The sequence below is a fragment of the Roseateles sp. NT4 genome (genome assembly GCF_051857475.1).
Lineage (GTDB): Bacteria > Pseudomonadota > Gammaproteobacteria > Burkholderiales > Burkholderiaceae_C > Pelomonas.
Genome location: NZ_JBPZGZ010000002.1, coordinates 1,668,977 through 1,691,915 on the forward strand (window position 1 = coordinate 1,668,977; position 22,939 = coordinate 1,691,915).

At 68.8% G+C, this 22,939-nt stretch carries 23 protein-coding genes; 18 read left to right on the forward strand and 5 right to left on the reverse strand.

What is annotated here, in order from left to right:
• Positions 1-1,212, reverse strand: a complete 1,212-nt coding sequence (locus tag ACS5PN_RS17430; protein ID WP_439465241.1) for an efflux RND transporter periplasmic adaptor subunit — start codon at positions 1,210-1,212, stop codon at positions 1-3.
• A gap of 128 nt (positions 1,213-1,340) precedes the next feature.
• Entirely contained in the window at positions 1,341-2,576 is a 1,236-nt protein-coding gene (locus ACS5PN_RS17435) for a multifunctional CCA addition/repair protein (protein ID WP_439465242.1), read from the reverse strand.
• Between the two features lie 107 nt (positions 2,577-2,683).
• Here ACS5PN_RS17435 and fghA point away from each other — a divergent pair, with 107 nt between their 5' ends.
• From fghA to ACS5PN_RS17455, 4 genes are all read left to right on the forward strand, one after another.
• Positions 2,684-3,511 carry an S-formylglutathione hydrolase gene (gene fghA / locus ACS5PN_RS17440; protein WP_439465243.1) on the forward strand — a complete coding sequence of 276 codons (828 nt, stop codon included), beginning with the start codon at positions 2,684-2,686 and terminating at the stop codon, positions 3,509-3,511.
• Positions 3,512-3,613: 102 nt separating this feature from the next.
• A complete protein-coding gene (locus tag ACS5PN_RS17445; protein WP_439465244.1) occupies positions 3,614-4,960 on the forward strand; it encodes a dicarboxylate/amino acid:cation symporter in 1,347 nt (448 codons plus the stop codon).
• A gap of 31 nt (positions 4,961-4,991) precedes the next feature.
• Positions 4,992-5,597 carry a TetR/AcrR family transcriptional regulator gene (locus ACS5PN_RS17450; RefSeq protein ID WP_439465245.1) on the forward strand — a complete coding sequence of 202 codons (606 nt, stop codon included), beginning with the start codon at positions 4,992-4,994 and terminating at the stop codon, positions 5,595-5,597.
• A gap of 74 nt (positions 5,598-5,671) precedes the next feature.
• Positions 5,672-6,583, forward strand: coding sequence for an alpha/beta hydrolase (locus ACS5PN_RS17455; RefSeq protein WP_439465246.1), 912 nt, complete (start codon positions 5,672-5,674; stop codon positions 6,581-6,583).
• Here the strand turns inward: ACS5PN_RS17455 and ACS5PN_RS17460 are convergent.
• On the reverse strand, positions 6,580-7,443 hold the full coding sequence (locus ACS5PN_RS17460) for a TIGR02285 family protein (protein ID WP_439465247.1): 864 nt from the start codon (positions 7,441-7,443) through the stop codon (positions 6,580-6,582). The two genes, ACS5PN_RS17455 and ACS5PN_RS17460, sit on opposite strands and share 4 nt — an antisense overlap.
• Positions 7,444-7,468: 25 nt before the next feature.
• Between ACS5PN_RS17460 and abc-f the strand changes: the two genes are divergently transcribed.
• Both abc-f and ACS5PN_RS17470 read left to right on the forward strand, forming a co-directional pair.
• Positions 7,469-9,343 (forward strand): ribosomal protection-like ABC-F family protein, encoded by a 1,875-nt coding sequence (gene abc-f, locus ACS5PN_RS17465; protein WP_439465248.1) that lies wholly within the window; start codon positions 7,469-7,471, stop codon positions 9,341-9,343.
• Positions 9,340-9,720, forward strand: a complete 381-nt coding sequence (locus ACS5PN_RS17470) for a hypothetical protein (RefSeq protein ID WP_439465249.1) — start codon at positions 9,340-9,342, stop codon at positions 9,718-9,720. Before abc-f ends, ACS5PN_RS17470 begins: the two co-directional genes overlap by 4 nt.
• 245 nt (positions 9,721-9,965) lie before the next feature.
• Here ACS5PN_RS17470 and ACS5PN_RS17475 read toward each other — a convergent pair whose 3' ends face one another.
• A complete protein-coding gene (locus tag ACS5PN_RS17475; protein ID WP_439465250.1) occupies positions 9,966-10,586 on the reverse strand; it encodes a response regulator in 621 nt (206 codons plus the stop codon).
• Positions 10,587-10,682: 96 nt separating this feature from the next.
• The gene (locus ACS5PN_RS17480; protein WP_439465251.1) at positions 10,683-12,125 is read right to left on the reverse strand and encodes a PLP-dependent aminotransferase family protein; all 1,443 of its coding nucleotides are present in this window, start codon (positions 12,123-12,125) and stop codon (positions 10,683-10,685) included.
• Positions 12,126-12,198: 73 nt separating this feature from the next.
• On the opposite strand from ACS5PN_RS17480, the gene ACS5PN_RS17485 reads away from it, so the two are divergent.
• The 12 genes from ACS5PN_RS17485 (at position 12,199) to ACS5PN_RS17540 (ending at position 22,920) form a co-directional block, all read left to right on the forward strand.
• The gene (locus ACS5PN_RS17485) at positions 12,199-13,116 is read left to right on the forward strand and encodes a DMT family transporter (protein ID WP_439465252.1); all 918 of its coding nucleotides are present in this window, start codon (positions 12,199-12,201) and stop codon (positions 13,114-13,116) included.
• Positions 13,117-13,127: 11 nt separating this feature from the next.
• The gene (locus ACS5PN_RS17490) at positions 13,128-13,418 is read left to right on the forward strand and encodes a DUF2917 domain-containing protein (RefSeq protein ID WP_439465253.1); all 291 of its coding nucleotides are present in this window, start codon (positions 13,128-13,130) and stop codon (positions 13,416-13,418) included.
• On the forward strand, positions 13,415-14,110 hold the full coding sequence (locus ACS5PN_RS17495; RefSeq protein ID WP_439465254.1) for an aspartate/glutamate racemase family protein: 696 nt from the start codon (positions 13,415-13,417) through the stop codon (positions 14,108-14,110). Before ACS5PN_RS17490 ends, ACS5PN_RS17495 begins: the two co-directional genes overlap by 4 nt.
• Before the next feature lie 31 nt (positions 14,111-14,141).
• Complete coding sequence (locus ACS5PN_RS17500) at positions 14,142-15,350, forward strand: PLP-dependent aminotransferase family protein (protein WP_439465255.1); 1,209 nt, start codon at positions 14,142-14,144, stop codon at positions 15,348-15,350.
• 146 nt (positions 15,351-15,496) lie between these two features.
• A complete protein-coding gene (locus tag ACS5PN_RS17505) occupies positions 15,497-16,726 on the forward strand; it encodes an ABC transporter substrate-binding protein (protein ID WP_439465256.1) in 1,230 nt (409 codons plus the stop codon).
• 111 nt (positions 16,727-16,837) lie between these two features.
• Positions 16,838-17,713, forward strand: coding sequence for a branched-chain amino acid ABC transporter permease (locus ACS5PN_RS17510; RefSeq protein WP_439465257.1), 876 nt, complete (start codon positions 16,838-16,840; stop codon positions 17,711-17,713).
• Positions 17,714-17,718: 5 nt separating this feature from the next.
• The gene (locus tag ACS5PN_RS17515) at positions 17,719-19,629 is read left to right on the forward strand and encodes a branched-chain amino acid ABC transporter ATP-binding protein/permease (RefSeq protein ID WP_439465258.1); all 1,911 of its coding nucleotides are present in this window, start codon (positions 17,719-17,721) and stop codon (positions 19,627-19,629) included.
• Complete coding sequence (locus tag ACS5PN_RS17520) at positions 19,629-20,351, forward strand: ABC transporter ATP-binding protein (protein ID WP_439465259.1); 723 nt, start codon at positions 19,629-19,631, stop codon at positions 20,349-20,351. Before ACS5PN_RS17515 ends, ACS5PN_RS17520 begins: the two co-directional genes overlap by 1 nt.
• Positions 20,341-20,787, forward strand: coding sequence for a GNAT family N-acetyltransferase (locus ACS5PN_RS17525; RefSeq protein WP_439465260.1), 447 nt, complete (start codon positions 20,341-20,343; stop codon positions 20,785-20,787). Before ACS5PN_RS17520 ends, ACS5PN_RS17525 begins: the two co-directional genes overlap by 11 nt.
• Complete coding sequence (locus tag ACS5PN_RS17530; RefSeq protein ID WP_439465261.1) at positions 20,784-21,638, forward strand: PhzF family phenazine biosynthesis protein; 855 nt, start codon at positions 20,784-20,786, stop codon at positions 21,636-21,638. Before ACS5PN_RS17525 ends, ACS5PN_RS17530 begins: the two co-directional genes overlap by 4 nt.
• Complete coding sequence (locus ACS5PN_RS17535) at positions 21,635-22,219, forward strand: VOC family protein (protein WP_439465262.1); 585 nt, start codon at positions 21,635-21,637, stop codon at positions 22,217-22,219. The genes ACS5PN_RS17530 and ACS5PN_RS17535 overlap by 4 nt, the downstream gene beginning before the upstream one ends.
• The gene (locus tag ACS5PN_RS17540; RefSeq protein ID WP_439465263.1) at positions 22,216-22,920 is read left to right on the forward strand and encodes an alanyl-tRNA editing protein; all 705 of its coding nucleotides are present in this window, start codon (positions 22,216-22,218) and stop codon (positions 22,918-22,920) included. The genes ACS5PN_RS17535 and ACS5PN_RS17540 overlap by 4 nt, the downstream gene beginning before the upstream one ends.
• Positions 22,921-22,939 lie beyond the last annotated feature (19 nt).

The window sequence follows — 22,939 nt, forward strand, 5'->3', positions numbered from 1 at the left end:
TCAGCCCTTCGAGGCGGCCGAAGCAGGAGCAACGGGTGCGGCCGCCGGCGCCGAGCCTGCCGGCGACCACGGCACCGGCCGCGCCTTGCCGCCGGCCTTGGTCTTCTGCAGGCCGTCGACGATGACCTTCTCGCCGGCCTTCAGGCCGCTCAGCACCAGGGCCTTGCCGGCCTGGGCGGGGCCCAGCTTGACCGGCCGGGCGCTGACACTGCCGTCCTCGCCCACGACCAACACGCTCTCGCCGGTGGCGCTGCGCGCCACGGCCTGCTGCGGCAGCCAGACGCCGTCGGCGACCTCGGCCTGGGCCAGGCGCACACGCACATACAGACCCGGCAGCAGCACGCCCTTGGCATTGGGCAGCTCGGCGCGCAGCGTGATCTGGCCGGTGGCGGCGTCGACGCTGAGGTCGGAGAACAGCAGCTTGCCGGTCTCGGGGTAGACGCTGCCGTCTTCCAGCAGCACCTGCACGCTGGCGGCTTCCTTGCCGCTGGCGCGCTGCAGCCTGCCTTCGGCCAGGGCCTGGCGCAGGCGCATGACTTCGGCGGCCGACTGCGTGAAGTTCACATACAGCTTGTCGATCTGCTGCACGACGGCCAGCGGCGTGGCCTCGCCCTGGCCCACAAGGGCGCCTTCGGTGACGAGGGCGCGGCCGATGCGGCCAGAGATGGGCGAGGTGACGGCGGCATAGCCGAGGTTGATCTGGGCCGTCTGCACGGCGGCCTTGCCGGCGGCGACGTCGGCCTTGGCCTGCTGGGCGGCGGCCTGCGCGTTCAGGGCTTCCTGGGCGCTGACGGCCTGGGTCTTGGCCAGCGGCGCATAGCGGTCGGCCAGGGCCTGGGCCTGGGTCAGATTGGCTTCGGCGCGGGCCAGGGTCGCCTGGGCACTGGAGAGGGTCGCGCGGTAGGGGGCCGAGTCGATCTCGAACAGGGCCTGGCCGGCCTTGACGTCCGAGCCTTCGGTGAAGAGGCGCTTTTGCAGGATGCCGGCGGCGCGGGCCCGCACCTGGGCGACGCGGAAGGCTTCCAGGCGACCGGGGAGTTCGGTGGCCAGATCGGCGCGGCCCGGGGTGACGGTGACGACGCCCACTTCGGGCGGCGGCGGCGCGGCGGCCGCAGGCTTGTTGTCGCCCCCGCCGCAAGCCGTCATCCCCAGACCCGCGACCAGCGCGGCCAAGATGCTCAGACCCGCACTGTTACCCCATGCCAACTTCATCTTTGCGTCCTGTTCGATTGCTTCTCGACGGCCTGCCCGGCGCCGACGTTGGCGCTTTCGGGCAAAACCTTAGACTTTATCCATGCAATCGCTTTCACGCCGGTGAAGCAACGCAAAGCCCCGCGATCTCAGATGTTGGCGGTTTTCAGCGCCATCAGGCGGGCGCGCTGCACGGCGCGGCCGATGTCCGGCCCCTTGGCGCCGCGGGCGATGGCTTCGGCGCTGGCGGCGGCGAGGTCGACCCGCTGCGTCGCCGCCAGGTCGGCCGCGAGCCGCTTGCGCTGTGGGTAGTCGCGCGCCTCCAGGCCGAGACGGCCGCGGGCGTCGCATTCGCAGGCCCACAGCAGTTCGGCGAAGCGCTCGGGCCGGCGCCAGGCGTCGCAGCGCTCCATCAGGCGCAGCCGGGCCTCCGCGGTGAAGCCCTGGCTCTGGTGCACATGGGTGTGTTCGCGGGCGACCAGTTCGGCCAGTTCGCGGCAGTCGCTGGGCACCTTCCAGCGGGCGCTCACCTGCGCGGCCAGGTCTTCGCTGCGCTTCTCGTGGCCGATGTGGCGCGGCAGCTCTTCCTGGCGCGTCGTACCCTTGCCGAGGTCGTGGCAGAGGCAGGCGTAGCGCACCGTCAGCGGCGCGCCTTGCAGGGCGCATTGGTCCAGCACCATCAGCAGGTGGATGCCGGTGTCGATCTCGGGATGGTGGGCCTCGGGCTGGGGCACGCCGAACAGGGCGTCGACCTCGGGCAGCAATTTGGCCAAGGCGCCGGCCTGGCGCAACACCTCGAACATGCGCGAGGGCTTGTTCTCCATCAGGCCGCGCGACAGTTCCTGCCAGACGCGCTCGGCCACCAGGGCGTCCACCTCGCCGGCGGCCACCATGGCACGCATCAGCTCGATGGTCTCCGGCGCCACCGTGAAATCGGCAAAGCGCGCCGCGAAGCGGGCCAGGCGCAGGATGCGCACCGGGTCTTCCCCAAAGGCGGGCGACACGTGGCGCAGTACCTTGTCGGCGATGTCGCGCTGGCCGTCATAGGGGTCGATGACCTGGCCGGCCTCGTCCTGGGCCATCGCATTGATGGTCAGGTCGCGGCGCGCCAGGTCCTGCTCCAGCGTGACGTCGGGCGCCGCGTGAAAGGCGAAGCCGTGATAGCCGGCGGCCGTCTTGCGCTCGGTGCGGGCCAGGGCCACTTCCTCGTGGGTCTCGGGGTGCAGGAAGACGGGGAAATCCTTGCCCACCGGCTGGTAGCCGGCGGCGAGCAGGTCCTGGGGGGATGCGCCGACGACCACCCAGTCGCGGTCCTGCACGGGCAGGCCCAGCAGGCGGTCGCGCACGGCGCCGCCGACGAGATAGGTCTGGAAGGTCTTGGACATCGACCGCATTCTGCGGCCACACTCAGGGGCATGAAGCCCCCACGTCAACTTCGTTTCCTGCCCCCCGAGGGGGCGTCAGTGCCCTACGGGCGGCCGGGCGGACACCGATGAAGACCCTCAGCGAGCATGCCGCCTTCGGCGGCGCCCAGCGCTTCCACCAGCATGACTCGGCCGAGATCGGGCTGCCCATGCGCTTCGCCCTTTTCACGCCGCCCGAGCCCAGGGCCTTGCTGGTCTATCTGGCCGGCCTGACCTGCACGGAAGAGACCTTCACGATGAAGGCCGGCGCCCAGGCCGTGGCGGCCCAGCTCGGCCTGGCCCTGCTGATGCCCGACACCAGCCCCCGCGGCGCGGGTGTGCCGGGCGAGAGCGACAGCTGGGACTTCGGTGTCGGTGCGGGCTTCTATCTCGATGCGACCCGCGAGCCCTGGGCGAAGCACTGGCGCATGGAGAGTTGGCTGATGAAGGAGCTGCTGCCGCTGGCGCAGCGCGAGACGGGTCTCGATCGCGTCGGCATCTTCGGCCACTCCATGGGGGGCCATGGCGCCCTGACACTGGCGCTGCGCCACCCGGGCCGCTTCGGCTCGCTGTCGGCCTTCGCACCCATCTGCGCGCCCATGCAATGCCCCTGGGGGCAGAAGGCCTTCACGGGCTATCTGGGCGAGGACCGCGCCGCCTGGGCGGCCCACGACGCCAGCGAGCTGATGCGCCGGCAGGCGACGGCGCCCTTTCCGGGCGGCATCCTCATCGACCAGGGCCTGAACGACAAATTCCTGGCCGAGCAGCTGCATCCCGAGGCCTTCGAAGCCGCCTGCGCGGCCGTGGGCCAGCCGCTGACGCTGCGTCGCCAGGCCGACTACGACCACGGCTACTACTTCATCGCCAGCTTCGTCGACGACCACCTGCAGCACCACGCCAGCCAGCTGCTCCCCTAACTTCTTTGCAATTCATGTGGGAAGCCACAGTCCCCGCCAGGAGGCTTCCCACCTAAGCTGCCGCGCTATCCGGTTCCGTTCGAAGAACTGATGGAGACACGCATGCAGGCTGCCACCGGGCGTCCGCCCATCTACCGCTCCCTCTACGCCCAGGTCATCACGGCCATCGTCATCGGCGTGCTGGTGGGCCATTTCTTCCCGCAGACGGGCGAGGCCCTGAAGCCGCTGGGCGACGGCTTCATCAAGCTGATCAAGATGATCATCGCGCCCATCATCTTCTGCACGGTGGTGGTGGGCATCGCCGGCATGGAGGACATGAAGCGCGTCGGCAAGACCGGCGGCTATGCACTGCTCTACTTCGAGATCGTGTCGAGCATCGCCCTCGTCGTCGGCCTCATCGTCGTCAATGTGCTGCAGCCGGGCGACGGCATGCATGTCGACCCCAAGACCCTGGACACCAAGGGCATTGCTGCCTACACCGGCCCCGGCAAGCTGCAGGGCACGGTGGACTTCCTCCTCGCCATCATCCCGACCACGGTGGTCGACGCCTTCGCCAAGGGCGAGATGCTGCAGGTGCTGCTGTTCGCCCTGCTGTTCGGCTTCGCGCTGCACCGCTTCGGCGGTCGCGGCACGCTGGTCTTCGACGGCATCGAGAAGACGTCCCACGTGCTGTTCGCCATCGTCGGCATGATCATGAAGGTCGCGCCCATCGGCGCCTTCGGCGCGATGGCCTTCACCATCGGCAAATACGGCGTGGGCTCGCTGCTGTCCCTGGCCAAGCTGATGGGCGCCTTCTACGCCACCTGCCTGATCTTCATCTTCCTGGTGCTGGGCACCATCGCCAAGCTGCATGGCTTCTCGGTGTGGAAGTTCATCAAATACATCAAGGAAGAGCTTTTCATTGTGCTGGGCACCTCGTCCAGCGAGTCGGTGCTGCCGCGCATGATGGCCAAGCTCGAGAACCTCGGCGTGCGCAAGTCCACCGTCGGCCTCGTCATCCCCACCGGCTATTCCTTCAACCTCGACGGCACCTCCATCTACCTGACCATGGCCGCCGTCTTCATTGCCCAGGCGACCGACACGCCGATGACGCTGATGCAGCAACTGACCCTGCTGGGCGTGCTGCTGCTGACCAGCAAGGGTGCGGCCGGCGTGACGGGCAGCGGCTTCATCGTGCTGGCGGCCACGCTGTCGGCCGTGGGCGGCGTGCCGGTGGCGGGCCTGGCGCTGATCCTGGGCATCGACCGCTTCATGTCCGAGGCGCGGGCCCTGACCAACCTGATCGGCAACGGCGTCGCCACGGTCGTCGTCGGCAAGTGGACGGGCGACCTCGACCAGGCCCGGATGCAGGCCGTGCTGAACAACGAGACACCGGCCGAGTCTGACGAGCCCGAGGAAGTGCTGGATGCCAAGGACCAGCACATGGCCGGAGCAACAACCCCACGCTAGACAACTCGCACGACCGTGCTAAATTGCGGGCATGGAAACCCGCAGCGAACGCGCCGAGACCACGCTAACGGCAATAGTCGGCGCGGCCCTGGACATAGCCGTCACCGAGGGGCTGGAGAGCATCAGCATCGGTGAGGTCGCCAAGCGCCTGGACCTGTCCAAGAGCGGCGTGTTCTCGCGCATCGGCTCGCGCGAGCAACTGCAGGTGGCCGTGCTTCTGGAGTTCGACAAACGCTTCGTGCAGACCGTCTTCCTGCCGGCCATGGGCGAGGCACGCGGCCTGCCGCGGCTGCAGGCCGTCATGCGCCGCTGGCTGAACTGGGCCAGCGATGTCGACCGCCACAAGACCTGCCTCTACACGGCCGGTGCCTTCGAATACGACGACCGTGAAGGCCCGGTGCGCGAGCATCTGCTGGACGGCGTGCTGCGCTGGCGCGCCACGCTGCGCCGCACCGTGCTGCAGGCCGTCGAGGCCGGCCACCTGCGCGCCGACCTCGATGCCGAGCAGATGGTGTTCGAGATGGACGCCATCTTCACCCTGCTGCTGCATGACGCCCGCTTCCTGCGCGACCCGCGCGCGCCCGAGCGCGCCGAGCGGGCCTGGCAGCGGCTGCTGAAAGACTGTCAACCCGCCTGAGGCCGAGCGATGAACTGCCCGCCTTCCTTCATTTGTCGTGATGTCGCACGGTCGTGCGAAATTTGGAGAGTGCCGTGACCACCCACAACCCCGCCGCCGCCTTCTACGCCTCGCCCGCCGCCCGCGGTGTCGCTGCCCTGCTGCGTGGCCTGCATCGCCTCTCGCCTGATCTCGGTTCACGCGCGGCCCTCAGCCTTTTCTTCACGCCGGTGCCCACCAAGTTTCTGGCGCGTTCGCGAGACGTGCCGCGCCCCTGGGTGCAGCGCCAGCTGCCCTTCGAGGGCGGCCATATCAGCGTGTGGCAGCGCAGTGATATTGGAGTTGGCGAGCCGGCCCGGCCCAAGGTGTTGCTGACCCATGGCTGGGCCGGCGATGCCCAGCAGCTGCGTCCCCTGGCCGACACGCTCGCGGCTGCGGGCCTGGAGCCCGTGCTGCTGGACCTGCCGGCCCATGGCCGCAGCAGCGGCTGGCGCAGCAACCTGCTGCAGTGGGTGAGGGCGCTGTTCGCCGTCACTGCCCGCTTCGGCCCCTGGGACGGCGTCGTCGCCCATTCCCTGGGGGCGCTGGCGGTCTCCCATGCGCTGGCCCGCGGCCTGCCGGCGCGGCGTGCGGCCCTGATCGCGCTGGCGCCCCCGCCGGGCCAGTTCCTGCGCTGGTTCGCCCAGGCCATCGGCACCGACGAGGGCCTGGCCCAGCGCATGCGTGGCCATGTGGAGCAACGCGAGGGCGTGTCGCTGGGCCTGTTCGAGCCGGCCTGGCTGGGCGAGCGCATGGTGCAACCGACGCTGCTGGTGCACGACCGCGGCGACCTGACGGCGCCCTTGAGCGGCAGCGAGACCCTGCTCGCCGGCCTGGGCGCCGGTCGCCTGCATGTCACCGTGAACCTGGGCCACCGCCGCCTGCTCAACGACCCTGTCGTCATGGAGCAGGTGCTGGGCCACTTCCTGGCAGCCACATCGGCGGCGCCGGCGCTGCGGGTGGTCTAGGGCGCGGACGCCGCCCTCGCCGCGCGTGCGAGCTGGCGCGAGTCCTCGTCCAGCCAGCGCTCGTAGTAGCCGATCAGCGTGGCCTGCACCTCGGGCTGGGCCAGCACTTCGTTGATGCGGCGGATGACGCCTGCACCGAACGCTCCCTTGGCGCAGGCCGCATAGCCCAGCAGCTGGCGCGGCTGCTCGGCCAGGGGCACGAAGCGCAGGCTGCGCGTGTCCATGCCTTCGGCCTCCTGCAGATAGCGGGCTTCATAGGGCAGGCTGACGGCCATCTCGATGCGGCCCAGCATGACCATCTGCAGCAGATTGCGCACCGGCGCGTCCGCCGCGACGACGGGCACGCGGGCCGAGCCGCGCAGTGGCGTCAGCAGCTCGTCGACGGCGGCGCCATAGCTGCGGCCATCGGTCACGCCCAGGCGACCGCTGCCGCCGGCCAGCCAGCTTTTCAGCTGCAGCGCGCCATCGCGGTTCAGATAGGGCTGCAGGGCTTCGAACTCATTGCGGCGCACCACCACGCCCGGCGGCAGCTGCGGCAGGATGGGCGACGAGAGCAGCATGAAGCTCTCGCGCTCGGGGTTCTTCAGCAGGCCGAAGGCGCAGGCATTGGGTTGGGTCTTCAGCGCCAGCAGCAGGCGCTTGATGGGCACCTCGGTCATCTGGTGGCCGTACTGCGGCAGGCGGGGTAGCAGCAGCTTGTTGAGGCCAAGATTGAGCACGCCCTGGCCGCGGTTGGCGCCGTCCAGCATGGACAGCGGCGGCTGGTTGTAGAGATGCCAGTCGATGACGCCCTCGTCGGCCTGGGCCGCCGTGGCGGCCAGCAGCAGGGCGAGCAGCGGTGCACGCGACATGCGGCTCATGCTACCCGTCGGGGACAATCGGCGGATGGCAGTCCTCTCCCTCACAAACGCCCATCTCGCTTTCGGCCACGTGGCCCTGCTCGACGGTGCCGGCTTTTCCCTCGAAATCGGCGAGCGCGTCGGCCTCATCGGCCGCAACGGCACCGGCAAGTCCTCGCTGCTGAAGATCCTCGCCGGCCTGGAAAAACTCGACGACGGCCTGCTGCAGCAGCAACAGGGCCTGACCAACGTCTATGTGCCGCAGGAGCCCGAGCTGCGCGGTGACGCGACCATCTTCGACGTCGTCAGCGAGGGCGTGGCCGAGGCCAAGGCCCTGCGCGAGCGCTACGAGCGCCACGACGAGAACGACGATCTGGCCTGGGTGCAGGAGCGCATCGAGCACATCGGCGCCTGGAACTGGGAGCAGCGCGTCGACGAGACCCTGCACCGCCTGGGCCTGGACGGTTCGCGCCTGGTGGGCAGCCTGTCCGGCGGCCTGAAGAAGCGCGTTGCCCTGGGCCGCGCCCTGGTGGCCCAGCCCGACGTGCTGCTGCTGGACGAGCCCACCAACCACCTGGACCTGGACGCCATCACCTGGCTGGAAGGTCTGCTGAACGACTTCAAGGGCTCGCTGCTCTTGATCACCCACGACCGCGCCTTCCTGGACAACGTGGCCAACCGCATCGTCGAACTGGACCGCGGCCAGCTGCGTGGCTACCCCGGCAATTTCGCCGCCTTCCAGGCCGCCAAGGCCTATGAGCTGGAGAACGAGGCGCTGTTCAATGCCCGCTTCGACAAGCTGCTGGCCCAGGAGGAAATCTGGATCCGCAAGGGCGTCGAGGCCCGCCGCACGCGCTCGGTGGCGCGCATCCAGCGCCTGGAGGCCATGCGCCTGGCCCACGCCGCGCGGCGCGATGTGCAGGGCAAGGTCAGGCTGGACATCGACACCGGCGGCGCCAGCGGCAAGATCGTCGCCGAGCTGGAGGACGTGTCCAAGAGCTTTGGCGAGCGGCCCATCGTGCGCGGCTTCTCGTCCACCATCCTGCGCGGCGACAAGGTCGGCCTCATCGGCCCCAACGGCGCCGGCAAGACGACGCTGTTGAAGATGATCCTTGGCGAGTTGCCACCCGACAGCGGCACGGTGCGCCAGGGCTCGCGGCTGAGCGTGGCCTATTTCGACCAGATGCGCGACACGCTGAACCTGGACGCGACGCTGGCCGACACCATCAGCCCGGGCTCGGAGTGGATCGAGATCGGCTCGCAGAAGAAGCACGTGAAGAGCTATCTCGGCGACTTCCTGTTCTCGCCGGCACGAGCCAACTCGCCAGTGCGCACGCTGAGCGGCGGCGAGCGCAACCGCCTGCTGCTGGCTCGCCTGTTCGCCCGACCGGCCAATGTGCTGGTGCTGGACGAACCCACCAACGACCTCGACATCGAGACGCTGGAGCTGCTGGAGGAACTGCTGGCCGACTACGACGGCACCGTCTTCCTCGTCAGCCACGACCGCCGCTTCCTGGACAACGTCGTCACGTCGACCATCGTCTACGAGGGTGATGCGCGCTGGCGCGAGTACGAGGGCAGCGTGCAGGACTGGCTGACACAGTCCAAGCGCGCCGCGGCCCTGCAGGCCAAGGCCGCACCGGCTGCCGCCGCGCCCACGCCGACGCCCGCCCCCGAGCCGGCCCCGGTCGTCGCCACCAAGCGCAAGCTCAGCTACAAGGAACAGCGCGAGCTCGACGAGATCCCCAAGCAGATCGCCGCGCTGGAAGCCGAGCAGACGCAGCTGAACGCGCTGATTGCCGGCAGCGAGCTCTACACCCAGGGGGCCAAGCGCATCGCCGAGGTGACGGACCGTGCCGCCGACATCGATGCCGAGATGTTCACCCTCATGGAGCGCTGGGAAGTGCTGGAAGCCAAATGAACGCCTTGCATCAGGAATGGCTGGCCCTGCAGTCCCAGCACGAACGCTACGAGGCCCTGGCCCTGGGCGTGAAACTGGTGGCCTTCGCAGCCACCGTGCTGGTGCCGGACAACACGCTGGCCGTGGCGCTGCTGGCCTTGCTGTGGCTGCAGGAGGCCGTGCTCAAGACCTTCCAGGGTCGGCTGGGTGATCGCCTGCTGGTCGTCGAAGCGGGGCTGAAGGCGGGCGAGGGCGCGACGGCCATGCAGCTGCACAGCGACTGGCTTGCCAGCCGGCCGCGTGGCGCTGGCCTGGTCATGCAATACCTGAAGAGCGCCGCGCGCCCGACGGTGGCGCTGCCTTATCCGCTGTTGATGCTGCTGGTAGTGGTGATCTGAGCGTGCGGCCGTCGTGCCTTGTTCGGGCCGAGCGCCGGGCTGCTCCCTAGCCGGCCCGTCTGGCGATGTGCTTGCGGCTCAAGGCCGCGAGCATCGCCGTCCCCTCGGGGGCTGAGGCCGGACACATGGCGCCCAGTGGGCGGCATGTGCCTGCCGAAGAGCTGCGGCACCAGCCGCAGCGCGGTCTGCAAGACCGGCTGGGCAGCCCGCGTTCAGCGTGGCGGACCGGACGAGGGGCTTCGATGTCAGCCGGGCTGCAGCTTCTCGAGCGGCACAAAGCCGTTCTGCCCCTTGAGCTGCACCACGGTCTCGCCGTGGCGGTGCACGACGTACTGGGCCACGTGCACGGCGCCGTTGAAGCGCACCTTGTCGCCGGGCTTGACCACGGGCTGGGGCGCAATGACGGGCAGGGGCGGTCGCGGCGCCGGCCTGGCGCTGCGCATGACGTCGCGCACCTGGCCATGCAGGCCGGGCGAGTTCTTGGCAAGGGCTTCCAGCGAGCGCGTCATCTCGGCCTGCAACTGCTCGGCCGTGAAGGGCTTTTTCAGCAGGAAGTCGGCGCCGTGGGCCTCCGCCTCGAACTGGTGCTCGGGCGTCACCTCGAAGCTCAGCAGCGACAGGTGCAGGGTGGGTTGCACCTCGCGCAGGCGCTGGTAGAGCTGGATGCCGGTCAGCGGCGCCTTGGGGAACCAGTCGGTGATCAGGAAATGGGGCTTGAACAGCAGTCCCTGGGCCAGGGCCGCCTCGGTGTCGGCGCAGCAGAGGATGCTGTCCACCGCAAAGCCACGGCTTTGCAACAGTTGGCGCGCAAAGGTCTGCACCCCGGCGAGTGCATCTACAACGAGAAATTTCAAGGGGTCGGTCATGGCCGGGAAAGGGCCGCGGAAACGATTTCGCAGCGCCAGGATTTTGCCGCCCGCGACGCGCCGGACCCGTGACAAACCCCCGCTAGGCGGGAACTTTTACGGCAGTGTCGGTCGTCCGCCGAGGTCATCGACAGCGGCGCGCAACGTGCGCCAGAAGGCCGGGTCCTGCGAGGTGGCCATGTTGATGCGCATCAGCGAGCCGGGGCGGCGCGTGGCGCTGAAGAGGGCGCCGGGCGCGGTCAACCAGCCCGCGTCCAGCAGGGGCTGGGCGAGGCGCTCGGTATCGACGCCGACGTCCAGCCAGCCGAACAGGCCATCGGGCGGCGAGGCCCACTGGAAGCCCTGCTTTGTCGCCAGTGCTGCGATGCGCTGGCGCGCCGTGGCCAGGCGCTCGCGCAGGCGCTGGGCGTGGCGGCGCAGCCGCCCCTGCTCCAGGCAGAGCGCGACGGCGCGCTCCAGCACCGGCGAACTGGTCAGGCCGTCCAGCAGCTTGGTGTCGGTCAGTGCGCGCAGGCGCTCGGGCGAAGCAGCCAGGTAGCCGACGCGCCAGGCCGGCGTCAGCACCTTGGAAAAGCCCGACACATAGGTCACGCGGCGCAACCCGTCCAGGGCCGCCAGGCGCGGCAGATGCTCGGGGGCGAGGAAGCCGTAGCTGTCGTCCTCCACGATGAAGAAGTCGTGCTCGTCGGCCAGGCGCAGCAGTTGGTGGGCGCCGGCCAGGTTGAGGCTGTGGCCGGTCGGGTTGTGCAGCACCGACACGGTCAGGTAGGCGCGCGGCGCGTGGGCGGCGGCCAGCGCGTTCAGCACGTCCAGGTCGGGCCCATGCGCACCGCGCGGCACCGGCAGCAGGCGGATGCCGGCCTGGGTGAGGCGCGCAAACATGATGGCCCAGCCGGGGTCGTCGACGAGGACGGCGTCGCCCGGCTGCAGCTGGGTGCGGATGATGAGGTCCAGCGCGTGCGTGGCGCCATTGGTCGTCAGGATCTGGGCCGGCACCGCGTGGATGCCGAGGTCGTGCAGGCGCTGGCTGAGGGCTGCACGCAGGTGCAGATCGCCGCTGGGGTCACCGTAGCTGGTCTGCACGGCCAGGGCATCGGTCGCATTCAGGCGGCGCAGGGCCGACTGCAACAGCGTCGGGTCCAGCCAGTCGGCCGGCAGGGTGCCGAGACCCGGCGAGCGCGCCGCGTCGGCCTCGAACATGCCGCGGATCAGCGCGGTGGCATCCATGGGCGCCTGGCGCGGCATGGCCATGGCCGGCGCGCGGGCCGGGGTTCGGGTCGTGGCAGGGCGGCTTTCTCGCACGAAGAAGCCGCGTTGGCGGCGCGCCTCCAGCAGGCCGGCCGCCTGCAGCTGGTCGTAGGCGGCGACGACGGTGTGCGGGCTGACGCCATGCTGGCGGGCGCAATCGCGCACCGAGGGCAGGCGGGCGCCGGGCAGCAACAGGCGTTCGCGGATGCGCTGGGCATAGCGCTCGGCCAACTGGCCGGCAAGGGGCAGGCTGGCGCCGCGCTGCAGCGGGGGATGTGTACCGGTCGGCATGGCAGTACAGATTCGTAGTCTGGTGGGTTTACTGTACTGGTTCTGTATCGGTGTCATGCCTCAGACTGAGTCCATGTCAGGGTTTTCCGCCTCCACCGCCATCTCCACCACTTCGGCCTCCGACGCGACGCGTGGCCTGCTGCTCGGCGCCGCCGGCGTGCTGATGTTTGCCCTCAGCATCCCGATGACGCGCCTGGCCGGCGGCAGTGCCGCGGCGCCCCAGCTCGACCCGGCCTTTGTCGCCTTCGGCCGTGCCGTCGTCGCCGGTCTGCTGTCGGTGGCCTATCTGTGGCTGACCGGCGCGCGCCGGCCGCGCGGTGGCGAATGGCGCTTGCTGGCCTTCACGGCCGCGGGCGTCGTCTTCGGCTGGCCGCTGCTGCTGGGTGTGGCGGTGCGGCATGTGGACGCGGTGCATGCCTCGGTGGTGTCGGGCGTGTTGCCACTGGCGACGGCCGTCATCGCGGCTCTGGTGCTGAAGCAGCGGCCCAGCCTGGGTTTCTGGCTGTGTGCGCTGGCCGGTCTGGTCCTGGTGGTCGGCTTTGCGGCCTGGCGCGGCGCGGGTGGGCTGGAGATGGCCGATGGCCTGCTGCTGGGCGCCGTCGTCAGTGCGTCGGCCGGATATGTCAGCGGTGCGCGGCTGTCGGCGGGTCTGACGGCCGAGCAGGTGATCTGCTGGGTGCTGGTCATCAGCCTGCCCATCACCCTGCCGCTGGCCGTGCTGACGCGGCCGACGGCACCCGTCGCAGCTTCGGCCTGGGGCGGCTTTGCCTATGTATCTCTGTTCTCTATGTGGATCGGTTTCTTTGCCTGGTACCGCGGCCTGGCCCTGGGCGGCACGCTGCGTGTCAGCCAGGTGCAGGTGTTGCAACCCTTTCTGTCCATGCTGTTTGCCGTGCCCTTGCTGGGCGAGTCCTTGGATGCGATGACCGTGGTCTTCGCCGCCGCCGTGCTCGCCGTCGTGTGGCTGGGCAAGCGGCAACCGATCCACTGAAGGAGATGTTCATGAACGATAGATTCACGACCCGACTCGCACCCGGACAGGCCCTGACCCTGGCCGCCGCGCGCACGCCGCGCCGCCTCGTCGTCATGGGCGGCCGGGTGTGGTTGACCATTTCCGGCGGCACCGACGACCATTGGCTCGCGGCCGGCGAAGGCCTGACGCTGGTGGCTGGCCAGGAGGCCGTCGTCGAAGCCTGGCATGACGCCGAATTCCAATTGCTCCAACCCCTGCCGCAGCGCCGCGCCCAAGCCCGGCCGGCGCGCGGCTGGCGCATCAACTTGGCACCCGCATGAAGACACTCGGCATCCTCGGCGGCATGAGCTGGGAATCCACCCAGCATCTGTACGCCCTCATCAATCGCGGCGTCGCCGCCCGCTTGGGTGGCTTGCACAGCGCCCAGCTGGTGCTGCACAGCGTCGATTTCGCGCCTATTGCGGCCATGCAGTCGGCCGGCGACTGGGATGGCGCGGCCCGCGTGCTGGGCGACGCCGCCGCCGGCCTGAAGCGCGCTGGCGCCGAAGCCCTGCTGATTGCCACCAACACCATGCACCTGGTCGCCAGCGAGGTGGAGCGCGCCGCCGGCTTGCCCGTGCTGCACATCGTCGACGCCACGGCCGAAGCCCTGCGCGCCGCCGGCGTCAAGCGCGCCGGCCTGCTGGCCACCCGTTTCACGATGGAGCAGGGCTTCTACCGGGAGCGCATGTGGGCCCGTTTCGGCATCGAGGTCATCACGCCCGACGAGGCCGGCCGCACCGAGGTGCACCGGCTGATCTACGAGGAGCTGTGCCGCGGCCGCTTCGAGCCGGCCTCGCGGGAGGCCCTGCGCAGCCAGGTCGCGGCGCTGGCCGACCGTGGCGCCCAGGCGGCCATCCTGGGTTGCACCGAACTGGGCCTGCTGCTGCCGGCTGAAAGCGCTGCCGCCCTGCCGTTGTTCGACTCCACCGATTTGCAGGCCCGTGCCGCGGTCGAGTGGATGCTAGGCTGAGCGTCTTGAAATCCAACGTAACCGAGACCCCATGAGCACCGTCTGGACCCAAGCGCGCCGTGCCGCGCGGATGAACCCGTCCATCATTCGCGAGATCCTCAAGGTCACCGAGAAGCCGGGCATCCTGTCCATGGCCGGTGGCCTGCCGAGCGCGGACACCTTCCCTGTCGACGCACTGAAGGCCGCCTGCGACCGCGTGCTGAGCAAGACGCCGCGCGAGGCCCTGCAGTACGCCGCCAGCGAGGGCTACGCGCCGCTGCGCGAATGGGTGGCGGCGCGGGTCGCTTCACTGGGCATGCAGGTCAGTCCCGATCAGGTGCTGATCACCAGCGGCTCGCAGCAGGGGCTGGATCTGGTCGGCAAGATCCTCTGCGACGCCGGCGCGCCGGTGGCCGTCGAGACGCCGACCTATCTGGGCGCCCTGCAGGCCTTCACGCCCTTCGAGCCGCTGTTTGCCAGCCTGGCCAGCGACAGCGAAGGCCCGCGCCCCGAAGCGATTGCTGCGCTGCCGCATGACGCGCCCGGCACGCGCTTCAGCTATCTGCTGCCCAACTACCAGAACCCGACCGGCCGCGTCATGAGCGCCCAGCGCCGCGTCGAGGTCGTCGAGGCCTCGCGCCGTGCCGGCGTGCCCATCGTCGAGGACAACCCCTATGGCGACCTGTGGTTCGACGAACCGCCGCCGGCTTCCCTATCCAGCCTATGGCCCGAGGGTTCCCTCTATCTGGGATCGTTTTCCAAAGTGCTGACGCCGGGCTTCCGCCTTGGTTACATCGTCGCCCCCACCGAGCTTTACCCGAAGCTGCTGCAGGCCAAGCAGGCCGCCGATCTGCACACGCCGGGCTTCAACCAGCGCGTCGTCCACGAGGTCATCAAGGATGGCTTCCTGGACAACCACATCCCGTCCATCCGCGCCCTTTACAAAGCCAATCGCGACGCCATGGCCGAGGCCCTGCGCCAGCACCTGCCGGCGGGCTGTGACTATCTGTCCCCCAAGGGCGGCATGTTCTTCTGGATCCGCCTGCCCGAGGGCCTGGACGCCATGGCCCTGCTGCCCCAGGCCGTCGACGCCGGCATCGCCTATGTGCCGGGCGCGGCCTTCTATGCCCAGCAGCCCGATCCGCGCACGCTGCGCCTGAGCTTTGTGACGCTGACGCCCGACCTGATCCGCGAGGGTGTGGAGAAGCTGGGCCGCCTGCTGCACGAGGCGCTGGAGCCGGTGGCGGAGCACGCGCCCTAATCCTCGACCCTGACACGACGCTGAAGCCCGGGTCGGCAGCTGTCTCCCGGGTTTCCATATCCCCAAGTTGTTGTCGCTCTGGCATCGTATGCATCAGGCCCTGGCAAAGGCGCCAGGCTTTTCGCATAACGACAGACGAGGCAACGATGAAGCAAATCTGGACGGCCGTAGCCACGGCGGTATTCGCTTGGGGCGCGCAGGCAGCAGAGCCGATCAAGATCGGTGTGGCAGGGCCTTTCACCGGTGGTTCATCCTCGATGGGTGTCAGCATGCGGGACGGCGTGCGCCTGGCGGCTGACGAGATCAACAAGGCCGGCGGCGTGCTGGGCCGGCAGATCCAGCTCATCGAGCGCGACGACGAGGCCAAGAACGAGCGCGGCGTGCAGATCGCCCAGGAGCTCATCAACAAGGAAAAGGTGGCCGCCACCGTCGGTTACATCAACACCGGCGTGGCCCTGGCCTCGCAGCGCTTCTTCCAGGAAGCCAAGATCCCGGTCATGAACAACGTGGCCACGGGCTCCATCGTCACCAAGCAGTTCGAGACCCAGCCCGAGAACTACATCTTCCGCAACGCGGCGCATGACTCCATCCAGGCGCCGATGATCGTGGAAGAGGCCGTCACCAAGCGTGGTTTCAAGAAGGTCGCCATCCTGGCGGACAGCACCAACTACGGCCAGCTCGGCCGCGCCGACCTCGAAGCGGCGCTCAAGCTCAAGGGCATCACGCCGGTCGCCGTCGAGAAGTTCAACATCAAGGACGTCGACATGACGGCCCAGCTGCTGAAGGCCAAGGAAGCCGGCGCCGAAGCGGTGCTGACCTATGGCATCGGCCCCGAGCTGGCCCAGATCGCCAACGGCATGACCAAGCTGGGCTGGAAGGTGCCGATGATCGGTTCCTGGACCCTGTCCATGGCCAACTACATCGACAACGCCGGCCCGGGCGGCGAGGGTGCGCGCATGCCGCAGACCTTCATCCAGGAGCCCACGACGCCCAAGCGCCAGAGCTTCATCATCAATTACCTGAAGACCTTCAACCCGAAGAACTCGCGCATCGACTCGCCGGTGTCCGCGGCTCAAGGGTATGACTCGGTCTACCTGCTGGCCGCCGCCATCAAGCAGGCCGGCTCCACCGACGGCCCCAAGATCAAGGCCGCGCTGGAAGACCTGAAGACGCCGGTGGAAGGTGTCGTGACGACCTACAACAAGCCCTTCTCCAAGGGTGACCACGAGGCCATCACCGCCAACATCCCGGTGTTCGGCGAGGTCAAGGGCCAGCGCGTCGTCTATGCCTATCCCGACGACTTCAAGAAGGCCTCCGAGGTGCGCGTGAAGGACCTCAACGCCAAGGGCGCGCTGGAACAGAAGAAACGTCAATAAACGCGCCCACCCCCTACCGGCTTCGCCGGCCCCCTCAAGGGGCGCCGTCAGCGGCCCGGCAAAGCCGGTTCCGCGGCGGCCGCTGGGGAAGGCACTACGCATTGGATTGACATGCAGATATTGACCCAGCTCGTGTTCAGCGGCATCGCGCTGGGCATGATCTACGCCGTCATCGCCTTCGGCTACCAACTCACCTTCGCGACCAGCGACACCCTCAACTTCGGCCAGGGCGACGCGCTGATGCTCGGCGCCCTGGTGGGCTTGAGTCTGGTGGGCTTCGGCGTCAACTACTGGGCCATGATCCCGCTGGTCTGCCTGTTCGGCGCCGTGCAGGGCGCGGTCGTCGAGCGCATCGGCGTGCGCCCCGCGCTGAAGATCAAGAGCGAGTTCGGCTGGATCATGTCCACCATCGCGCTGGGCATCATCTTCAAGAACGTGGCCGAGAACGTCTGGGGCCGCGACGACCTGAAGTTCCCCTCGCCGCTGCCCGAGGCGCCGATGAAGTTCCTCGGCGCCAATGTGCTGCCGATGGAGATCCTCGTCATCGTCGGCGCCATCGGCATGATGCTGGCCGTCGAGCTCTTCAACCGCAAGAGCATCTACGGCAAGGCGGTGGTCGCGACCTTCAACGACCGCGACGCGGCCAAGCTGATGGGCATCAACACCGGCCTGGTCATCACCTTTTCGTATGCGCTCTCGTCGCTGACGGCGGCCTTCGCCGGCGTGCTGATCGCGCCGCTGACGCTGACCGGCGCCACCATGGGCGCGGTGCTCGGCCTCAAGGCCTTCGCCGTCGCCATCATCGGCGGCCTGACCAGCGGCATGGGCATCATCGTCGGCGGCATCATCCTGGGCGTGGCTGAGACGACGACGGGCTTTTATCTGTCCACCGGCTACAAGGACGTGCCGGGCCTGGTGCTGCTGCTGATCGTGCTGGCGGTGAAGCCCGCGGGCCTGTTCGGCAAGACCGCCATCAAGAAGGTCTGACGCGCGTGAACCTGAAGCAACTGATCCTCGGCGCTGCAGCCGTCGCGGCCCTCGCCGCATTCCCGGTCGCCTCCGGCAACCCGTACTACATCCACCTGGTCGAGACCATCATGATCTATGCGATCGTGCTGTTCGGCCTGGACATCGTCGTCGGCTACACCGGCCAGGTGTCGCTCGGCCATGCGGGCCTGTTTGGCATTGGGGCGTACACGGCCGGCGTCCTCATCCTCAAGCTGGACGCGCCGGTCTATCTGGTGCTGCCGGCCGCCATTGCCGTGGCCGCCGTGTTCGGCGCCATGCTGGCCCTGCCGGCCCTGCGCGTGACGGGGCCCTACCTGGCCATGGTGACGCTGGCCTTCGGCACCATCATCCAGATCCTCATCAACGAGATGTCCTTCCTGACCGAAGGTCCCATGGGCATCACGCTGACCAAGCCCACGCTGTTCGGCCATCAGCTCGACGAGACCGAGTACTACTGGCTGGTCATGGCCTGCCTGGTGGCTTCCCTTGTTTTCGTGCACCGTGTGCTGCGTTCCCAGCTGGGCCGCGCCTTCGAGGCCCTGCGCGGCAGCCCGGTGGCGTCGGATTGCATGGGCGTGTCGGTCTACCGCTACAAGGTCTACGCCTTCGTCATCTCGGCCGCGCTGGCGGGCCTGGCCGGCTCGCTGTACGCCTATTCCGAGCAGTACATCAGCCCCAACACCTACAACTTCGAGCTGACGGTGATGTTCCTGCTGGCCGTCATCATGGGCGGCCGCAAGACCCGCACCGGCGCGCTGCTGGGCGCCACCATCATCGTCATGCTGCCCAAGCTGCTGGACGACCTGGAGGTCTTCCGCATCGGGGCGGTCGTGCTGGCCATCATCGTCGCCGTGTCGGTCGCTGTGGGCTTGAAGCGCGGCAAGCTGACCCAGCAGGCCGCGGCCATCCCCGTCGTCGGCAGCATTGCGCTGGCAGCCATCTCCTTCAAGCTGCAGACGATGACCGACTGGCGCCTGTCCATCTTCGGCCTCATCACGCTGTTTGTCGTCTATTACCTGCAGGACGGCATCGTCGGCTTCGTTCGCAATGCCCTCAACCTCAAGGCCAAGGTCGATGCCGCGAGCGGCGAGGCGCCGGCCACCGCGCTGACGCGCGCCAGCAGCCAGGGCGATGCGGAGCTGCTGAAGGCCAGCGGTGTGCTGATGCAGTTCGGCGGCCTGAAGGCGCTGAACAACGTCGACCTGGTCGTGCAGCGCGGCAGCATCCACGGCCTCATCGGTCCCAACGGCTCGGGCAAGAGCACGATGATGAATGTGCTGACCGGCATCTACCAGCCGACCGCGGGCACGGTGGTGTTTGCCGGCCAGACGGTCAACGGCCGCACCTCGGCCGACATCGCGCTGTCGGGCATTGCGCGCACCTTCCAGAACGTGCAGCTCTTCGGCGAGATGACGGCGCTGCAGAACGTGCTGGTTGGCCTGCACCACAGCTTCAAGAGCAACCTCGTCGACGTGGCCCTGCACCTGCCGCGCTATCTGCGCGAGGACCGCGAGCAGCGCGCCCGCGCCCGCGCGCTGCTGGACTTCGTCGGCCTGGGCGGCTTCGCGGCCGAGGAGGCGCGCAACCTGCCCTATGGCAAGCAGCGCCTGCTGGAGATCGCCCGCGCCCTGGCCCTGGACCCGCAGCTGCTGCTGCTGGATGAGCCCGCCGCCGGCCTGACCGCGCCCGACATCAAGGAGTTGCTGGAGATCATCCGCAAGATCCGCGGTGCGGGTGTCACCGTCATCCTCATCGAGCACCACATGGACGTCGTCATGAGCCTGTGCGACCGCGTCTCGGTGCTGGACTTCGGCCAGAAGATCGCCGAAGGCCTGCCCGCCGAGGTGCAGGCCAATGAGAAGGTCATCGAGGCTTACCTCGGGGGAGGCGCCTGATGCTGTCCATCAAGAATCTGCAGGCCGGCTACGGCAAGGTGCAGGTGCTGCACGGCATCTCGCTGGAGGTCGCCAAGGGCCAGGTCGTCACGCTGATCGGCTCCAACGGCGCCGGTAAGACGACCACCATGCGCGCCGTGTCGGGAATGATCGCGCCCACTGGCGGCGAGATCACGCTGAACGGCAAGCGCATCGACGGCCTGGAGAGCTTCCACATCGCCCGCCAGGGTCTGGCGCATTCGCCCGAAGGCCGGCGTGTATTCGCGACCATGACGGTGACCGACAACCTGCGCCTGGGTGCCTTCCCGCGCTACACCGGCGCGCGGCCCAAGGGCGATGTCGAGGCCGACCTCGAGAAGGCCATGGAGCTGTTCCCGCGCCTGAAGGAGAGGCGCATGCAGCTGGCCGGCACGCTGTCCGGCGGCGAGCAGCAGATGCTGGCCATGGCGCGTGCCACCATGCTCAACCCCGAGGTGGTGCTGCTGGACGAACCCTCCATGGGCCTGGCGCCCATCCTCGTCGAGGAGGTCTTCCGCATCATCGAAAGCCTCAAGGCCCGTGGTGTGACCATGCTGCTGGTTGAGCAGTTCGCCGCCGCCGCGCTGAAGGTGGCGGACTACGGCTATGTGCTGGAGAACGGCCGCATCGCGGTGCATGGCGCGGCCGAGAAGCTGCGCAACGATCCCGCCGTGCAGGCCGCCTACCTGGGCGGTGGCCACTGACGTGGAGCGCGGCATCTACCGCCTCAGCTTCGCCGCCGAGGACATCGACACCGCCGCCGCTCATGCCTTTCTGACGAAGGCCTATTGGTGCGAAGGCATCCCGCTGGCGACCGTGCAGCGCGCGATCGCGAACTCGCTGTGCATCGCGCTCCACGCCGAAGGGCAGGGCCAGGTCGGCTTCGCGCGGGTGGTCACCGACCGCACCACCTTCGGCTATCTTTGTGACGTCTATGTGCTGGAAGCCCACAGGGGGCAGGGTCTTGCCGATTGGATGGTTCAATCGCTGCTCGCCCATCCCGACCTGCAAGGCCTGCGCCGCTTCATGCTGTTCACGCGAGACGCCCACCCGCTGTACGCCCGCCACGGCTTCAAGGCCCTGGCGACGCCGGACCGTGGCATGGAGGTCGTGAGGCCAGGCCTCTACCTCCAGCCATGACCCAGCTCCGCCGTTTTGCCCAAGTCGATGTCTTCACCGCCCTGCCGCTGAAGGGCAACCCGCTGGCTGTCGTTGTCGATGGTGACGGCCTGAGCGATGCCGAGATGCAGGCTTTTGCGAACTGGACCAACCTCAGCGAAACCACCTTCCTGCTGCCCCCGACCGATCCGGCCGCCGACTACCGGGTGCGCATCTTCACGACGGCGCGCGAGCTGCCCTTTGCCGGCCACCCGACGCTGGGCAGCTGCCACGCCTGGCTGGCGGCGGGTGGTCAGCCCCAGGGTGAAGCCGTCGTGCAGCAATGCGGCGTGGGCCTCGTGAAAGTGCGTCGCGACGGCGGCCGTCTCGCTTTTGCCGCGCCACCGTTGCTGCGCAGCGGGCCGCTGGAGGAGGGCAAGCTGAGCCAGATCTGCGCCGGCCTCGGGCTGAAGCGTGAAGACATCGTGAACCACCAGTGGGTGGACAACGGCCCCGGCTGGTGCGCCGTCATGCTGGCCTCCGCCGAGCAGGTGTTGGCCCTGAAGCCCGACTGGTCGCGCATGGCCGGGCTGGAGCTGGGCGTCGTCGGCCCGCACAAGGTGGGCGTGGTGGCATCGCGGCTGGATGAGCCGCAGTTCGAGGTGCGCGCCTTCATCTCCGGCGACGGCGTGCCGGAAGATCCGGTCACGGGCAGTCTCAACGCAGGTCTTGCGCAATGGCTGATTGGCGCGGGCCATGCGCCCGACAGCTATGTTGCCGCCCAGGGTGCGGCCCTGGGGCGCGCCGGCCGCGTCCACGTGCAGCGCGACGGCGATGTCATCTGGATAGGCGGCGACGTGACGCCGCTGGTGCAGGGGCAGGTGACGCTATGAGCATGGAGCTGGACCATCTCGTCGTCGGCGCGGCCACGCTGGAAGAGGGCGTCGCCTGGTGCGAGCGCGTGCTCGGCGTGACGCCCGGCCCCGGCGGCAAGCATGCGCTGATGGGCACGCACAACCGCCTGTTGAACATCAGCGGGCCTCTGCATCCACGCGCCTATCTGGAAATCATCGCCATCGACCCGGAAGCGCCGCCACCCGGCCGGGCACGCTGGTTTGACCTCGACCAGCCCGCGCTGCGCGAGCGCCTGTCCTCAGGGCCGGGGCTGATCCACTGGGTGTCGCGCGTGCCGAACCTGGATGCAGCGCTGGCCAACTGGCGCGGCGAGGGTGTCGATGCCGGCGAGCCGGTCGAGGCCTCGCGCGGCAATCTGCGCTGGCGCATTGCGTTGCGCGAGGACGGCCGCCGCCTGCGCCGCGAGGCTTTGCCGGTGCTGATTGAATGGGGCGAGGTGCATCCCGCCGACGGCATGCCGGTCTCGGGCGTGCAACTGCTGGGCTTCGAGGCCCGCGACGGCCTGCGTGCTCGCCTCGCGACGCCGCGCGGCGAGGTCGAACTGGAGGCCATCGGATGAAGACCGAAGACCTGTTCCGCGAGGACGCGACGCTGCTGGCCTGCGATGCCACGATCATGGCGCAAGGTGAGGGCGGCGTGCTGCTGGACCGCACCGTCTGCTATCCCCTGGGCGGCGGCCAGGCCGGCGACACCGGCTGGCTGATCGCGGGCGAGCAGCGCTGGCGCGTGACGGACACGCGCAAGAGCAAGGAGCACCCCGAGGCCATCGTGCACCTGATCGAAGGCGATCTGCCTGCTGTCGGCACGGCCGTGCATGTCGAGGTCGATGCTGCTCGCCGCCAGGCGCACCGGCGCTTTCACACCGCCACGCATCTGCTGTGCGCGCTGCTGCCCTATCCGGTCGACGGCTGCTCCATCACCGAGGGCTATGCGCGCCTGGACTTCCACACCGATGAACCTTTCGACAAGGAAGCCATCCAGGCGGGCCTGGATCGGCTGGTCGCCGAGGCGCATCCGGTGGGGCACCGCTGGATCAGCGAGGAAGAGCTGGATGCCAACCCGGGCCTGGTGCGCTCGATGAGCGTGCAGCCACCGCGCGGGCTGGGGCGCATCCGTGTGCTGGAGGTGGATGGCGTGGACCTGCAGCCATGCGGGGGTACGCACGTGGGCAACACGGCCGAGATCGGTCGCGTAGTGGTTACCAAGATCGAGAAAAAGAGTGCCAAGACCCGGCGCGTGGTCTTGGGATTTGCAGCCTGACCTCGCTGGCTAAACTGCG